The 17769-nt window shown below is 31.1% G+C and carries 14 protein-coding genes; 2 read left to right on the plus strand and 12 right to left on the minus strand.

From position 1 onward, the window contains the following. The first annotated feature begins 256 nt into the window (after positions 1-256). Positions 257-2458 (plus strand): histidine kinase, encoded by a 2202-nt coding sequence (locus tag FLACHUCJ7_RS22610; RefSeq protein ID WP_078229497.1) that lies wholly within the window; start codon positions 257-259, stop codon positions 2456-2458. A gap of 18 nt (positions 2459-2476) precedes the next feature. Continuing rightward, entirely contained in the window at positions 2477-3118 is a 642-nt protein-coding gene (locus tag FLACHUCJ7_RS22615) for a response regulator (RefSeq protein ID WP_031456574.1), read from the plus strand. Positions 3119-3152: 34 nt separating this feature from the next. On the opposite strand, the gene FLACHUCJ7_RS22620 is transcribed toward FLACHUCJ7_RS22615, so the two are convergent. The 12 genes from FLACHUCJ7_RS22620 to FLACHUCJ7_RS22675 form a co-directional block, all read right to left on the minus strand. Then, positions 3153-3665, minus strand: coding sequence for a hypothetical protein (locus tag FLACHUCJ7_RS22620; protein ID WP_145953339.1), 513 nt, complete (start codon positions 3663-3665; stop codon positions 3153-3155). Positions 3666-3813: 148 nt separating this feature from the next. Further along, positions 3814-4476: a hypothetical protein gene (locus FLACHUCJ7_RS22625; protein ID WP_180910616.1), complete on the minus strand. Its 663-nt coding sequence runs from the start codon at positions 4474-4476 to the stop codon at positions 3814-3816. Then, positions 4477-4869, minus strand: coding sequence for a hypothetical protein (locus FLACHUCJ7_RS22630; RefSeq protein ID WP_078229341.1), 393 nt, complete (start codon positions 4867-4869; stop codon positions 4477-4479). It lies immediately after the preceding gene. Positions 4870-5060: 191 nt separating this feature from the next. Continuing rightward, positions 5061-6770: a leucine-rich repeat domain-containing protein gene (locus tag FLACHUCJ7_RS22635; RefSeq protein WP_180910618.1), complete on the minus strand. Its 1710-nt coding sequence runs from the start codon at positions 6768-6770 to the stop codon at positions 5061-5063. A 239-nt stretch (positions 6771-7009) separates the two neighbouring features. After that, positions 7010-8017, minus strand: a complete 1008-nt coding sequence (locus FLACHUCJ7_RS22640; protein ID WP_180910620.1) for a hypothetical protein — start codon at positions 8015-8017, stop codon at positions 7010-7012. A gap of 16 nt (positions 8018-8033) precedes the next feature. Next, positions 8034-8684 carry a hypothetical protein gene (locus FLACHUCJ7_RS22645; RefSeq protein WP_180910621.1) on the minus strand — a complete coding sequence of 217 codons (651 nt, stop codon included), beginning with the start codon at positions 8682-8684 and terminating at the stop codon, positions 8034-8036. Between the two features lie 68 nt (positions 8685-8752). Further along, the gene (locus FLACHUCJ7_RS22650) at positions 8753-10666 is read right to left on the minus strand and encodes a tetratricopeptide repeat protein (protein WP_180910622.1); all 1914 of its coding nucleotides are present in this window, start codon (positions 10664-10666) and stop codon (positions 8753-8755) included. Between the two features lie 3 nt (positions 10667-10669). After that, the gene (locus FLACHUCJ7_RS22655; RefSeq protein WP_180910623.1) at positions 10670-11746 is read right to left on the minus strand and encodes a hypothetical protein; all 1077 of its coding nucleotides are present in this window, start codon (positions 11744-11746) and stop codon (positions 10670-10672) included. Positions 11747-11836: 90 nt separating this feature from the next. Then, on the minus strand, positions 11837-12988 hold the full coding sequence (locus FLACHUCJ7_RS22660; RefSeq protein ID WP_180910624.1) for a hypothetical protein: 1152 nt from the start codon (positions 12986-12988) through the stop codon (positions 11837-11839). Positions 12989-12992: 4 nt separating this feature from the next. Next, entirely contained in the window at positions 12993-14159 is a 1167-nt protein-coding gene (locus FLACHUCJ7_RS22665; RefSeq protein ID WP_219634159.1) for a hypothetical protein, read from the minus strand. Between the two features lie 82 nt (positions 14160-14241). Beyond that, on the minus strand, positions 14242-15750 hold the full coding sequence (locus FLACHUCJ7_RS22670; RefSeq protein ID WP_180910626.1) for a leucine-rich repeat domain-containing protein: 1509 nt from the start codon (positions 15748-15750) through the stop codon (positions 14242-14244). Between the two features lie 97 nt (positions 15751-15847). Next, positions 15848-17725: a T9SS type A sorting domain-containing protein gene (locus FLACHUCJ7_RS22675; protein ID WP_180910627.1), complete on the minus strand. Its 1878-nt coding sequence runs from the start codon at positions 17723-17725 to the stop codon at positions 15848-15850. Positions 17726-17769 lie beyond the last annotated feature (44 nt).

The raw sequence follows: 17769 nt of genomic DNA on the forward strand, positions 1-17769 counted from the left end.
TTTATTCTAATACTAACTTTTTTCCTTATAGAATTTATTTAAAAAGTACTATAATTTTAATTTTAAATACAGTTTAAAGTTTTTTTTGACTGAATTATACTGCCTAAATTATTTAACTAATTTAGGCGTTTTTTTTACATAAAATAAAGATTATCAACACTTTTTACCTTATTTTTATATGCTTTATGAAAATTTTCAAAGAACAAATAAACAACAGATATTCAGTACTTTAATTTTATTTTTTCAATTAATTTTAATGGTTATTAACTTTAAATATTTCTTTTTATTACTCTTTTCAGTGATGTCAGTCTGTTTGTCTGCACAAATCGATGGTCATAATAAAAAACAATTTTCTGTTGTAAAAAAATCTCCCGAAGCCGAGGAAAAAACCGTTACAGCCCTCTATAAATTATACAATAGCGGAGATGAAAAAAAAGCGCTCAAAAACACCAAAACTTTTTTAAAAAATGCAACGTATCCCACAAATATATCCAGTGCTATTTTATTACAAGCTTATTATTATAACAAAAGAGATCTTTTAGATTCAGCAAACTACTATACCAATCAGGCACTAAAATACAGTAACAAAATAACCAATGATTCTTTAAAAAACAGACTTCTTTGTTTAGGATACAATTTGTTGGGATTAAATTATAAAAAGCAAGGATTGTTTGATCTAAGCAAAAAATGGCATTTAAAAGGGCTTGACGTTTCTCAAAAATACAAAGAAACCAATTTATACTATACCAACTTACATGGTCTAGCCACTTGTTATAAAGCATTAAGAGATAACAAAAATGCTCTAAAATTATATAAAGAATGTTTAGACTATAAAAAAGATGAAGAAATAACCCTAGGAAGTTATATAAATATTGGTGATATCTATTCTGACTTAGAAGAATATGAAAAAGCCAATTATTATTATAATAAAGGAAAACAACTCAGCGAAAAAACAAATAATAAGCAAGCCGAAGCCTCAATTACCCTTAGTATTGGTGTAAATTATCAATTACAGCAAAAAACAGATGATGCCATCAAAGCTTATAATGAAGTTATATCTATTACTGATAAAAATGAATTAAACCGATTCGGTTTAATTGCCCGTGAAAATATTGGAGACACCTACATTGATTTAAAAAAATACAAGGAAGCAAAAGACGTTTTTTCGCATGCTCTTCAAAAAGCCATCCATTTTGGTTATTTAGATAATCAGGCCTATTGTTATGATGAGCTTAAAAAAATTGCTGTTTTACAGGAAGATTATAAAAGTGCTTTCGATTATCTGACTAAATCAACCAAAGTAAAGGATTCGATAAGTAAAATTGAGCAAGCAAAGGAGATCAAAGAGCTCGAGATTAAATACAAAACAGCTCAAAGGGAAAAAGAAATACGTTTTTTACAACTTGATAATACAACCAAGAAATTAAAACTCGAAAAACAGGAAGAAGCTATTGAGAACATGAATCTTCAGGAAGAAATTTCTCAAAAGATAACTGAAAATACTATACTTTTTTTTCAAAATTCATCTCAAAAAAAACTAAGCGAAATATCTCTGTTAAAAAAAGACCAACAGCTAAAATCACTTCAAATTAAACAGGAAAAAGAAACCAAATTGTTAACTGTTTTTGGATTTCTTATTGTCTTGATTCCTATTATTGGCTTATTGCTGCAATATTATAAACGACTTAAAACGCAACGATTATTAAATATTCAGCAGGCTGAGATAAGTAGTCAAAATATCAATAATCTCCTGAAAGATCAGGAATTAAAATTGATAAAGGCAGCTATTAGCGGGCAGGATAAAGAAAGACAACGTATTTCACAGGAATTACACGACAGCATTGGCGGTAATCTTGCTGCCATAAAACTTCAATTGAATCATTTAGTAATTTCAAATTCTCCAAAAATTAAAAATCTTACTGCCTTATTAGATGAAACTTACCAGCAGGTCAGAAATTTATCGCATACATTGATTCCCAAGAAATTTACACATCACAAATTTTGCGAAGTTTTAGAATCCTATTTTAATAATATTGGTGAAGCCAGTAATATCAAAACGGATTTTACAGTATACCCGAAAAAAGAAATTGATGCTTTAAATGAAGAAATACAGATCGAGATTTTTAAGATAATTCAGGAACTTCTGACCAATACCATAAAACATGCAAAAGCTTCAAAAATTGACTTACAGCTCAACCTTATTGAAAATGTCCTGAATATTTTATTTGAAGATAACGGTATTGGATTTAATCCGGAAAATTACAAGCCCGGCATTGGATTTATAAATTTAGAAAACCGAATAGCTAAATTAAATGGCTCTTTTGTATTAGACTCTAAACCTAAAAGAGGTACGATTGCCAATATTGAAATTCCTGTTTTATTAATATCAAACACGGAGAATGATATCACAAAAGGAATTAACGTAAAAAAACAACTTGATAATCTAACCAAATTATAACCCCAAATTATTGAATTAATGGAAAAATTAAAACTTATTATTGCTGATGACCATACGATGTTCCTGCAAGGAATTGTATCACTAATTGAACATGAATCGGGGATAAAAATAATTGGCAAAGCGGTAAATGGCATTGAAGTTTTGAATATTTTAAAAATTCAAAATGCAGATATGGTAATTCTGGATATCAGTATGCCAGAAATGGACGGAATTGAATTAAGCAAAATATTAAAAAAAGAATATCCTTTTATAAAAATTATAATTGTGAGTACACACAGTAACGCTAAAATAATTTCAAGATTAATCAGAATTGGTGTAAATGGTTATTTATTGAAAAATGCTGAAAAGGCAGAATTATTAGAAGCAATTTACAGTGTTGCTGATGGCAAAAATTATTTTTCTAAAGAAGTAGAAGAGCAATATTTGAATAACAGCCAAAAAATAGAAAAACAAATCTCTACTATTACTGAACTAAGTTCTAGAGAGAAAGAGATTTTAGTTTTGATTGCGCAAGAATATAATACAGCCGAAATTGCCGAAAAAACCTTTATCAGTTTTAACACAGTTAATACGCATCGACGTAATTTATTATCCAAGCTGAATGCCAAAAATACGGCTGGACTTGTAAAATATGCAGTCGAAAACGGATTAGTTGATTGATTATAGCTAGTAATAAAACCTTTATTATATGCTTTTACACTCCTTCATAATCCTCGGTTTTTTGCAATAAAATTCCTGACCAGGACTCAGTTTTAAGTGCATCGGCAATATTTTTAGAAATAACTATAAATCCTGGACCATATAATGTGCGAAAAAAAGTTAAATCACGTACTTTCAGCTCATCTATAACAATCGCACCAGTAAAATATGGTTCTCCAAATCTAAGGCGATATTCTGAACCTTCAAGTTTTTCTGCATCAATACAACCAATAACATTTACTGCGGAATACCCAAACACATCTTGTCCAGAAACATTGTTATGCAGTACAACAGGATAAGTATCCATATTATCAACACCGAGAGTAACCAAAGAAGCTATTAATCGATTAGACATTATCGGTACAGTGGTATCAAAAAAATCTGGAAAATTATTGCCATGCTTAGAATCAATCATTAAGCTTTGAGGTTTCAACGGTGCCGCAAACTTATGACCGGCTATCCAGCTCAGCACTCCTGTTTCTGAAGTATGGCCAACAAGCTGTACCATATTCTGTTGTTCAAAAAGATTTTGTCTTAGGAAATAAAACATATTGTATTATTGTGATAACCATTAGAATTAAAAAGGGTTATTCCAAAATATTTCAGAATAACCCTTTATTTTTGGGTAGTGTCTTATTTTGAATTGAAAAAAATCATTACAAAGCGTTCTCAATTTGTTTTTTGATTCTTTCTTTTTCTTTGTATGGAAACTTGTATACAGAACTTATTTTGATATGAAGTTCCTTATTTTCTAAAACAATTGAATCATCTTCTGCTATTGAAATTTTAATATTCTTTATGTTTTCAATAACTGCTTTTTTTCCTAACTCATCTTCAATTAAAGATTCAAAAATTGAGGGTAACAGTTTTATGGTTTCCAGAACAATTTTTCTGTTATTTTCAGGGTAATTATCAGTATCTAAAACCAAATTGATTTTTTCTGTTGTACTTTTTTCTAAATCTTCTTCGGCTTTTTTGGCGGTACGCTTTAATTCTAAAGTGCTGACTACAGAATTAGGCTCAAGAACCCTTAGCGTAGTATCGGCATCCATAAAAGTTATCGCTGCAACCTGAGAACCCGGAACCAATGTGATTTCAGATTTTGGATTAGCATCTGGAATTCCTATAACCATCAATAGTTTTTCCTGTCTGGTTCTGTCATATCCTATAATACAGCCCCGAATAACATTTCCAGTATGCAATAACAATTCTAATTTAGGCAAACTGTAAACGTCCTCTGCCTTATCAGCAAAATCAGCAAGTTTTATAAACCAGCCTGAAAATTCTATAAACAGATTCTTTTTATAAGATTGAATCATTTACAATAACTTTTCTACGTAATCTGCAATTTGAGAATCGGTTTGAGAACTAAAAGATCCCTGAACCAACTGAACTGTTAAAGATAATGTATTGTCTTTAAGTTCCATTTTTACATCATCATTGTTATCTGAATTTGTTAAATGAATAGTTGACATTTTTTCCTGTAAAGCCTCTTTTCCCATGTCATCAGAACATATTCTTTTCACGAATGATTCCAAATCATCAAAAACGATGTCTAATCTAGAAAGCGGATATTCATCATATGCTGTAAATGTATTCCAATCCACATCTACTTTGATATCATATCCGGCTTTGTCTTTTAATTTTGCTTCAAAAGCCGGAATTTTTTCTACTTTAATTGATTCTGCTAAACGTTTTTCTGCTAAACCCATGATTTAATTTTTTATTATTAATTACTTTTTAAAACTTATTGTGCAAATCTAATGCTGCGTTTTTTATCAGTAATCACTATAAATGATGATTTTACATTTTAAGAAAGTATTCGTCGAAATTATTCTAACCAAAAAATATCAGCTAAATTTTTACCAATGATTTTTATTTTATCTTAGAAACTGTTTAAGATTTAATGAGTATTTTTTAAATAATCAGGCAATGTTTTCTTATAATCAAATAAATGATTGTACGATTTCGGTAATTTATCTTGTATTTTAGTATCGCTGGCAACATATAATTTTTTCATCCCAATCATTGATTCGGGAAGTGTTGCAACATGGGTTGAGGTTATATTGAGATGCTCTAATTGTTCTAAAATAGTAATATCATCGGGGATATTTGAAATTTCGTTGTCTCCAATATCCAGTCTTTTTAGTTTTTTGAGTTCCAAAACTATTTCCGGAAACTGAGTCAGTTTATTTGAAGATAAATCCAACTCGTTTAGTTCTGTAAGTTGGACCAGCTGAGGCGAGATTTTTTGAATTTTGCAGTTCAAAAACTTCAAATGCTGCAATTTGGGAAGTTTGGAAATGGCATCAGGAATTTCGTCCATTGTAATGCTTATTTCTAAATGAGTAAGGTTTTTCAATCTTTCAATTTCAGGAATCCATCCAATATGTTTATGATCAACTATTTTTAATGATGTTGTTTCAGGATGCAAAAGTGCTTCCTGCAGAGTAAAGGGTAATGTATTAAAATGATCTTCTGTCATGTCTGACGGAATATCGCCCGATGCATTCCTATTTGTAGTGGGACGAACCACAAATACACCTCCGCCTAAACGGTTATCTCCACAATTTTGTACAGATTCCATAAACACCAGCGAATTCTTTGCACGGAGGTTTTTCGGCACCTTAAAGGTTCGGAGACCTAAATTATAGACTGGTCCGAATTTTTCAACATTTAAAATTTTTATTCGAAAAGATTCCCCTTTAGTTCTAAAACGTACATATACCGTACCCGAAGTTTCACCGGGTACGTAAATTGGGATACCTGCAAGCTTCATAATACCCTGCCAGCCGGAATTATAAGTATTAATGTATTTTTTTATACGAAACTCATAATGTAAACCTGTACGCCAATGCACAAAAGGATTTGTGTCATTTGTACGCATCCAAATCATCTCAATGGACGGATTCGATTGTGGAAAAGTTTCTACACCTGGAATATCGGGAAGGTAATAATCACCGAAATTATTAATTGTCTTGTCTTCCTGAAACTTACGGATCATGCGACTATCATTGACACCCGATAATAAAATTTCAACCTTACCTCCTATTTTAAAAATAATCCCTGCTTCATGAATTTGATCTCCTAAAACCCGAAGATTTACAAACTCTACATATTCAGCAGCTGCGTATAATTTTATAAAAAGCTTTTCAAAATCCCTTCGTCCTAAATCCAAAGCTGAATTATGTATTTGATGATAAGGATGTTCTTCTTTTTTTCCGGTCTCTAAAAACGGAATATAGGAAGCAGATCCGTAAAAATAACCGCTTCGGTAAGAAAAACTTAGAGGTGTTTCGAAGGTAATAATATTGTTTCCATTTTCGTCCAGTAGAGAATAAGCCTTTCCGTAAGGCTTACTTGTCATTTGGTAAATTCTAAAAGAACCGCTTTCGTCCAAATCTGAATACACCATGTATTGTTTTAACGACGGAATGTAAAAATACTTAGGATAATAAACTCGTCCCCGAAGTACAGGAGATAACTCATACTTTTTGGAACTGCCTAATATATTATTCCGAAAAAGGTATTTGTACTTTGATGAATTGTGAATTCGTCCAAAAAGAAATAATACCAATAATAAAACGGTAATTAAAATATAAATGTTTTGCATAAAAAATATTTAGTCTAACCCTTTGGGTGAAATTGATTAAAAAAATTGATTTGATTATAAAAAGTATAAAATCGGGAGTAAAACATCATTTATAACTTAAGGAATTGATGTGATCCTGAGCGGAGTCGAAGGCTTTTGAACACCAAAGGGCTTCGACTAAGTTTATCCTGAGCGAAGACGAATGGACTCAGCCTGAGACTTATTTTTAATTTAATCCAACGGTATCTGTTCTTATGATTCTATCTCAAATTTCTATTGTATTTTATGTAGGACTCTTTAATCGTTTCATTCAAATCAAAAAAATCCTTTTTATCTTTACCATTAACTGCACTTTCATTATTCACCGGAATGTCTACTAATATTACATTCTTATAAAAAAATCTGATTCCTCCATTCAAATAAAGATGGAGATATAAAGGTTCTGTTTCCCTGGGTCTAAATATTTTAAATTTATCTGTCGAACATTTTTCCTGCTCTGCAATAAACTTCTCAAAAGGAAAAGGAAATTCTACAGCATAATATTTATTTTCAGTGTATGAAAACCACGATAATAAAAAGGCATTTGCATTAAAAGGAATCTGAACCGTCTCTCTAAAACCTTCTTTATTAACATAATAATGTCTGGTTTTTGTCTTCAATGCAATAAATTCTTTTTGAGAATATGATTGTATGTTATTCGTAATTTTTATATCAGAAGAATTCCTATTTGCCGTATTTACAAACTGAATATTGTCTATAGCCAGAAAAAGATCCAGATCATGATTAATAACTAACACTATATTTACAAAGTGTTCGTCCTGCTGTTTTTTTATGTAATAATACCGAACTGATCTAAAGGCATAATAAAATAGCGGAAAACCAAATAAAATTAGCAGCCATAAATAAAAATGAAAGATGTTGAATTCATTATTTTTTTGATACAAAACCAATAAATAAAATCCGAAACCGGTAATTAATAAACTGCTTAATATGATTAAAAAAGAAACAAAAGAGTAAAAAACCGATTTAAAACCTGTTGTATCCCTGTCATTTAATATTGGTATGAATTTCTTCAAACCATCAAAGAAATAAGTCGCAATAACAGCAAGAATACTATTATAAACAAGGGCAGACTCAAGACCCAGAAAGTATAAAAACGGATAAGAAGCATAAGAAGCTATAACTAATGGCAAAATAATATGGCTCAGTAATTCTTCAAAATTGCAACAGACAGGTTCTGCTTTTTTATATAATTTATATCTTTTCATAATTTTGCATTATTAATCAAGATTGACTTATATATTCCTGAATTCCGGAATACAAGTGTCCAAATAGAGCAACACAAAAATAACCGGGCTTCACTCCTGTTATATTTGAGTAAGCAGTATCTAATAAGCTAAAGAATTTTAATTTAAATAATTCATCAAACATTAGCATATAGGGATTATCGTAATCATCAGCTTCATATTCTGGTTTCTGATTCTCTGCTAACAATTCACCATACCAGAATTTCATTACAAGATAAGCTGATAAACTTTTTAGATACAACGGTTCGCCAGTTAGTACAGGTTTGTCAGAATCAAGAACAATCCAGTTATTATCTGGTCCGGTATCGGAATTTAACAAAAAATTATACGTACATTTTTCATATGCATTTCCAATAGCACGATTTTCTAAATCATAACTGTCATACCTCCATTCATAATTTACGGCTTCATATGTTTTGGACTGGCTGCTTATCTGGTCAAATGCTTCCTTAAGTTCATTTGTAAGCTGATTTAATATAGCCTCATCATCAATCTCATTCAGTTTCTTTTGTACATCCGCAGGTGAAACCAGTAAACTGTCAATTATTTCTGAATCGGCTTTATTTATTTGTTCCCAGATATTTTTATTACGGGCTTCAATCTTAGAAAGCATTTTTGACTTCTCCATATTTTACAATTTGAAATCAAATTTAGATCTATTGATTTTCTTAATTGTCACTATTTGTAGTGATTTTGCTATACATAACGTGTGCCTTTGCTTTCTAAAATTGCATTTAATGTAGTAGACTGGTGACCTGCTTTTTTAGATTTTTCTGCAGCTTCAAGAGCTTTTTTGGGATTATTCAATTTGCAATAAATCTCTGCAAGATTGCAGGTATAAATTCCTTCTTTAGGATTGTTTGAAATTGCTTTTTCAAACTCAGCCAGGGATTCTTCATATCGGGATTCCTGATCATATAAACATCCGTAGTTATTGTGCATATGTGCCAGAGCAGCCGGTTCATGCTGCGTTTTTGCAATAAAATAATCTTTTTTGGCATAACAGGCTTTCGATCCTTCTTTATACCACAATAATCTGACTTCCAGAAAATAAGCAAAACCATACCTTGGATCTATTGCCTTAATCATGTCACATTTTTCCTGAGCCTGATCGTATTGTTTATCAAACACCAAATCCCAGGCTTCTTTATATAGCGATCGCTTTTGCTGGTCTTCATCACTATCAAGCAAATGATCCACCATATCTTGTTTGCGGTCTTTTTTAACCTGAATCTCCCAATCACCAAATAATATGGATTTATCATTTGCAATGATTCTAAATTGTAAATCTGTCTCGTCTCCGTTTTCAAAATTAAGATCAAACCTAACAGCAACCTCATCATTTCCGTCTGTCAGTTTTTGTATACTTTGAAAGAGTTTCTGGCTATTGAAGATTAGAGTGAGCCAATCGTACAGATAATTTCCTCTGTACACAATTCCGATTTTTTTGGGCAGAAATCGCAATTTATCTATTTCCATTTCAGCGATTTCACTTTTGTATTCACTAAATGAAACATCATCAACATCCAGATAATTATTCCCTCTAAGGCCAGAGATAGTCATTCGCCAGGGAATCAATTTGTTTTGTATCAAAAATCGCTCTTCAATTCCTCCTGAAGTTTTAATTTTTTCTATCAAATTCAAAAAAGCTTTGGGATTGCTGTAATAATCATGTGACTGGCGGTGAAGGTCTATTTTTTCATTTCGTACCTCCTCTGAAATAACAGTTGGAATGTTGTCCTGAAGATAAATTAAAACCATATCATCGTTAAAAAGACGGATTCCACCATTGGCATGTATATGCAGATTTAACCTTTTGGTTTTCTTGCCACGCAAAACTTTGGAGACATTTGTGGGATATTTTTCCTGTTCGATTGTGAGTTTCTCAAATGGAAAAGGTAATTCAATATCATAATATTTATCTTCAATAACAGAATACCAGGACATCAAAAGAGAATCTGCACTAAAAGGCATATGTATCATCTCGCTATAAATAATTTCTACGAGATAATAGTTTCTATTGCTGCTATCCATTTTATTTAATTCAGATTCCGAATAAAAACAATTAGGCTTCTCTAATTTAATATCTGACATGGTTCGCCTTGAAGTATTAACAAACTGAATATTGTCAATATACATAAGCAATTCCCTGTCATGACGTATTTTGAGTGGTACTCTTAAATATTCTGTTGCCATGGATCTTTCTGCCAAATAATAACTTCCATGACGAAAAGCATAATAGGCTATTGGAATACTAAATAAAACACAGAGCCATAACTGAAAGTAAAATTTATTAAACATCCCTGTTTTTTGATAAACAACCAATGTATAAACTCCATAATCAACAAATAGAAGCACTCCGGATATAAAGGCTACACCTAATAAAAAATCAAAAGTTATTCCTGTATTTGATTTTCCAAAATAATATATGAAAAAATAGAGGCACCAGGAAATAACCACATTAAAAATAATTCCAACTGTAATACCAAAAAAATAGAATAATCCATACGTGATAAGAGCAGCCAGTAATACTACTGCAACAGGAAAAGCAAGGTCTCCACCAAAATAAACCTCTTTTGTTTTTTTATAAGAACTGTAATTTTTAGTCATTTTTTAATTATTTATTTCTGTAAATATATTCAAATCTTCAAATCCGTTTGGTGCTGGCATTGGCACATAAGATCCTTGCAACATTGCCTTTTTTTCACCTGTTTCTTTATTTAGAACATATTTCCCGTATGAATATTTATTTGTACTGGTTATAGAATAGTCTTTTTCGCCTTCGTGAATTGTATTTTCAAAACTGGCAGAAAACCCTCCAAAATTTTTCTTTATAAATTCAATTGCCTTTTTATCTTCTTCGGTTTCAATATAAAACTCCGACTTAAAATAATCATCAAAAGGAGCAATTTCGTTCGTATTTAAATTAACTGCTATATCGTACGAAAAACGTTTTTCAGGATCCGTTCTAAAAGGGACATAGCGTATAATCCTTTTAAATTCAACAAGAGTGTTTTTACTGTCACCTAAAACGTTACTTTCATAATCATCCAAATTCAATGTCAATGAAGGATGTTTTTCCTTCAGTAACGTAATTCCCATCTCAATAATGGCTTTTTTTGTTTTTTGAGTCGTTTCTTCTTCGTCAAAAAATTGAATCTTTTCTTCCTGTTCATAAATAGATTCCAAAACTGCTTTAGGACGAAATTCTGAAAATGTATTTTGCATTATAGCCGATTTAAAGCGGTTACCCTTTTTTATAAAAAACTTATTTAAGGAAGTCTTACTAAAATTACTTATCCAATAATAATCCATGTTTTCGGTAATGGTTATTTCAGAATAGGGATCTTTTTGAAAATCTGTTTTTTGTTTGATAAAATTCAGTTTCTTTTTATCTTCTTCTGATGGAATGTAAAAACTAAAATTATAACCGGATTCAAACGGCAAAATCTGTTTTGTGATTAGGTTAATGGTGATGTCATAATATTGATTCGGCTCAGCATTTAATGCAATAAACCGAATGTATCTTCTAAATTTGATTAGTATTTCTGTACCGTTTTTCCATGCAGTAGTTTCAAAATCATCAGAATTAAGTACTAAAGAAGGCTGTTTTTCCTTTAGAATATCAAGTGAAATATCAATCAGTTCTTGTTTTGGCTTAGATTTTAATTCTTCTAAAGTATATTTCATTTTTGCTTGCTGGGAGAAAGAAGTAATCATATTCAGAATTAAAATAAGTTTCAAGAGGAGAATTATATTTCTTCTTTTTTTTTTCACAAATTAGTCTTCATCAGTTTCATATACCGTATCATCAATAGCTATTTTTTGTTTTGCACGTTCTACAAAAACATTATCATTTTCTGCACCCAGAACCCTTTGTGCAGGAGTCAGGTTTCCGTTTAGCCAAATCATTCTGTCTTCCTTCTTTTTGGGAATATAACCGGACTGAAGCCTTTGAATAGCTTCATTATAAATTTCCCACATTACAGGATTTTCTTCTTCTTTTTTCTTTTCGATAAATAATGGAAGTGCCTCTTTAAAACCTAAATCTGTTAAAGCAAAAACGGCGAATATTGGATTGCTGTTTTTTTGAAAATAAAGGAATGCTTCTTTTGTGTTTTCTTCAAAAAACCATTTTGCATACCAAGTCTGTTTTACGAAGGTATCATCAGCAGAATGTTTACCTGTTATTTCAATAGCATCTATTATAACATTAATATCAAAAGTGGTTTGAAAATAAGTTAACTGAATTGCCATAAAGCCCGATGCCTGGTTCATTTCGTACCTTCTTTTTTTATGGGAGCTGTAGGTATAAATTTCAAATACAATACCGGCAAATTGTTCTTTGTCTTCATCATTAAAAGACGAAATAGCCTGAACCAGTTCTAATAAGGTTTCTCCATCTGGATCTGCACTTGTGCTTGTACCTAATTTATCATTGTCTCTGGCGTAATTTTTAGCATAATCAAACGCTGTTTTAAAAAACAAAACCACATCACTCTTAAATTTTGGATTGTAATACGCTTTTACCAATGCATAAAGTGATTGACTGTTTACATATAATTTTTGAAAATATAAAAAGTCTCCACCTTTCAAAAAATCAGTTGCATATCCCAAAACCTTTTGAAAAGCTTCATCCTCATCCAAAGAAATCATTACATCATAACGCCTGTCAAGCATATAATCTGCAATCTCGATGATTTGCATCCTAAGATTTTTGCTTTTTGAAATTTTGTATTCCTCAATGGCCTGATCTATGTATTTTTTTATTAAGCCTTCTATAAACGATTTAAAATAATAGAAGTCAACTCCCTTTGAGTAACTACTCCCAAAGTATGATCTTATTTTATCGGCAATTAAATTATAGTTACCTGTATTATCTTTTGCAAAATCCAGTACTTCCTGATCGATTATTTTTTCAAAATTTTTCATGTTATTATTGCTTTGCGTTTAGAATTAATTTTTTCAGGGATTCTAAAGTCAATGAATCCTTTTTGGAAACTATTTTAGAATCTTCATACTGGGTGTATTTATACTTATCAGACTGCTGTTCGATTAAAAATCCTCTGACTGGATTTCCTTTTTCGTCAACATATAGCGCTACATGGGTATTGATGCTTTCATCTAATTCTAAAACGAGCGAATAATCATTTTTGCCTTCATTAGAAAAATAAGGAATTGGCTGATTGTTCATCATTAAAAAAACCTGCAAAATTAAATTAGAATTTGGTCCGTAAGCTTCCTTATATAACTCTTTATTGGTTTCCAGAGTAACATTTTGAGCCATAAGAATTTGGTCATCATTGAAGAAAAAGTAAGATATAAATCCTTTTGAAGGTTTTATTTTTTGAGATATATCAGAATAACTGAATTGAGATTTTGCTATTAATTTATTCTCTACCTCAAAAAGTACATTTCCATTTTTTGAGTCTTCAAATTCAACCGTAATACTTCTAAATTTATTGTCAATTGCTTCATCCTCTGCGTTTGGTAAACTTTCTTTATAAATTGTATAACCTTTTGGCAAAAACTTAAGTTTAATCAATTCGGCATAATGCATCGCCATAATCCAGAAATCTGCGTTTGTAATTTTGCCATCCGTATAATATTCAGATACTAAAAGATGAGCTTCTCCCAAACGAAATTCATCCTTATGAACTAATCCATTATCAGGTTTGTTGTTTTTATAAGTTGTTTTAGTGAATTTTAAATTAAATTCCTGCCCTTCATATTGCATTAAATCAAGCAAAGAACAAGTATATTGGGCTTTAAATATTCCGTTTTCATAATAATCAATAAGTGGAATTTCTAATTCATTGCTGTAAACAAAGTATCCTTCAAAAGGTTTTTCGTTCTTGTATTTGCCAATCAAAGGTTTGATTCCCTCAAGATTATAACGATAATTTTCTGCTTGAATTAATTTTCCTTCTTTATACAAATGTTTATATTCTGTCATTTCATTATAAGAAGTATGAATTAATTCGCCTTCACGCTGCCCGGCACCATTTAATTTTTCCTGATCGTATTCGTATTTCATATTTTTGTTTTGGGAGTGAGAGATTACAGCGTTAAAAAGTAAAAAGAGTAAAATGATTTTCTTCATCTGAATCCGGTATTAATAATATAGTTTGTTTTTGATCCCGAAGATGACCTTCATTTTCAAAATCCCTATTTTCCTGCTAATTCTAATGGATGATAATTTTTCGCCTTGCTGCTTTATTGTCCTTTTCCAAAACAACTATATAAGCTCCTTTTGTCAGTTCAGATAAATCGATGGTATGGTCTTCAGTATTGTTTAAAAACACAAATGTTTTTTGTAATTGTCCTAAAACATTATATACTATGACTTTGTCTAAAATTCCATTTTTAATAGTAAGCCAACCACGGGTTGGATTAGGGTAAAGAATCGTTTCCTGAAAAACAGAATTATCCGTTCCAAGACTACAATTTTCTGAATAGTTAGATGTTTGGTCTTTTTTAGTATTCCAATTGGCATCAGAATAGCTTTGGTTATCGACTAAAATACAGCTTAGATCAGGATTGTTTTTAAAATTGGGATAATTACTAAACGAATAGGAAATTTTTGCATTATTTGTATTCTTCAAATTCAATGTGGTTAGTTTGTTGTTTTCACATTTTAAAAATTCCAAAATCTTATTTTGAGAAAGATCAAGACTTGTCAATAGATTATCCCCGCACTCTAATCGGTTTAAATTTAATTGTTTAGAAACATCAAGAGCAGTAATTTGATTACTCGAAATGATTAAATTGATTAAAGCTTTATTATTCTGAATATCTAAAACACTCAGTTTATTTAAATTACATTGTAATGTTTCGAGCTTGTCATTCTTAGAAATATTGATTGAAGTAAGCAGATTTGATGAAAAAGATAAATTTTTCAGCATCAAATTTTGCGAAACATCCAGACTTACCAATTCATTTGTTGGACAGCTCAGATAGGTTAACATTTTACAGCCGCTGACATCTATGCTTTTTAATGTATTATTTCCCAGCACTACATAATCTAATTGGGTATTATTAGAAATATTTATAGCGGTTAATTGGTTTTTAGAACAGTCCAGTCTTTTTAGCAAAGTAGCAGTTGAAACATCTAAACTTGACAAATTATTAGTGTAACAAGATAGATTTAGCAGTTTTGCCGATTTTAACAAATCTAAAGTATTTAATAGGTTTCTGTGACATAGCAGTTCTTCCAGAATACCATTTTGAGGTAATGTTATATTTGTAATTTGATTTAAAACACATTGCAGTGTCTTCAATTCATTATTAGCAGAAACATCCAGACTTGTTAAATTATTCCCTGAACAATCTAAATAATTCAAACTTACATTTTTTGTAACATTCAAATTATTCAAACTGTTGTTATAACACTGCAAAATAGTTAAGTTGGTATTTTTTGAAAGATCCAGACTTTCTAATGAATTATAATAACAATAAAGCTCCTTTAGTGCCGTAAAAGCTTCAATCCCTGTTAAGTCTGCTATGCTGCTATTGTCTACAGACAGTGAGGTTACAGCTGTAACAGCCGTGGTTAAAACTCTGGAATCAGGATTTCCGCTATCGATTCCTAAGGATATGAGTTTTTTTTCAAAATTTACATCAGGAATCTTGGTGTATTGACCGTAATTTGAAATACTAAAAGACAGAAATAAAACTAGTACAATATTTTTCATTAAATAAAAATTGAAATTAGATTGAAACACTTGATTTATAAACCTGCGATACTTTGATTTTTTTAAATATCGAAGGAAGATTATCATCTTAACTAAATTATGGAACCATAATCTTAAAAGTTTCTGTTCTTGAATTCTGACTTACGCACAGTATATAAGTTCCACTTGATTTCAAAATTGATCTATCTATTTTAAAATCATCACTTTTAGTTTGTGTCTGATATAATAATTGTCCTTGCAGGTTTAAAACTTTAATAATAGTATTTGAAGAATCATCCAATCCTTCAATTGTCAAATTTTTATCCTTCCATGGATTTGGATACACGTTGAACTTTTTTAAAGTATTTGTGGCTACAGATAAAACCGGATCCTGAACCGATAGAATTTCGAATCCATTTTTCCCGGCATACAAAGCCCGTTTACCTGCAGAATTATTGATTGTTCCATCAGAATTAAGATCTGTGGCCAGAAGTTTAACATTTACCGGAGCTATCTCTTCATATCCTACGCCTCCAAATAAAAAATTTGCAGAAACATAAGCATTCCCTGAAAGTTTTACTTTATCACCTCCGTTCCATGATCTTGTAGAAACGGCAAAATTCGGGCAAACAATTGTGTTTCTGTAACAATGTGTATTACTGGCATTATTGGTTTCTGTAGCATTTTGATTCCAAATAATCAAACCTGCTTCCCACTCTATTATATCTGATTTCAAAAAATTATAACAAACTTCCTGATTAAAAGCAAGCATCCCTGCATGTTGTTGGTTGCTCATTCTGATGATGCCGGATGGGGCTTTACCAGAAAGCTGATTAAACCGAACGGTTACATTTTTTGAGTCATCCTTAATATGAATAAAAGTTGAGCCGTTTGATAATGACTGATTTACATTAGTAACCTTATTGTTTTCTACAAGTATTCCATCACAAGCAAAAGTACAGATGAGCTGTATAGCAGATGTAGGCAGTAATTCGCAATCTACAACTGCTATATTATGACTATATACATTGTCGTCCATAAATACAATACAGGATGGATTGTCATTAGCTACTGTTCCATCGGTTTGATTACTAAACTTCAGGTTCCAGAACAAGTAATTTGAATCTTTTTCAGATACTTGTATAATTCTGTTATTTTCGACATTCGTTTTGGATCCTCTAAATTCAATACCAACAAAAGCTACATTACCCGTATTTACATAAAAATGCCCTCCGTTTGTATCGAAAACAACACCGTTTTCAACTGCCAGAAAAGATCTTGGTTTTACGCCTGCATTAATAGAACAATCTGTATTGTATGCTGTACTATATACAGGATAAGTTCCTTTTTTAAAAACAGCTATTTTATTTGCATAAGTAGCATCAGTGTCACTATTTTTCCATAATCCTTCCGGTATACTTGCTAACGGACTATTCCATGTTCCTGCGTTTGCATCATTTCCGTTCTCCTGATCGAGAATCACAAAGGCTGATTCATCAGTTTGTACTGTCCATTTAACATCTGTAACTGCTCCTGACTGATCAGTTACTTTTACATAAAAAGTACCAGCATTACTTGGATTTGTCCAGAAAACTGTAGCGTAATCTGTTGGTATTTTGTGAGAAATAAGTCCGGTAACAGGATCCTGAGTACGATCCGTTTCACCTACAATAGTAGCCGAAGCCGGTCCCGAAATTAGTTCATATTTAAAAGGTGCTTCGCCACCCTGAATACAAATTCTTGTTTTATATGTCCATTTAGAACTTGCTTTTCTGTGCAATGCATAAACAGGAGTTTCTGCATCTGGTCTGGGATATATGAGCCGCATGGGTAATTTTTGACCCGTTCTGTGGTCAGGGTCAATGTTCCAACTGTAAATATTTGCAGTTGCAAAGGTTTTAGAATCATTATTTCCTTCAGTAGTTACTTGTGAAAATACGGAGATTCCAATGAAAAAAAAAAGAAAGGAAAAGAAAATCGGTTTACTGTAATTCATAAATTAATTTTATTAGTTAATGGGTAGTATTTGGGGTAATGTCA

Origin of the sequence: Flavobacterium salmonis, from assembly GCF_903819435.1 — a bacterium.
Taxonomy (GTDB): domain Bacteria; phylum Bacteroidota; class Bacteroidia; order Flavobacteriales; family Flavobacteriaceae; genus Flavobacterium; species Flavobacterium chungangense.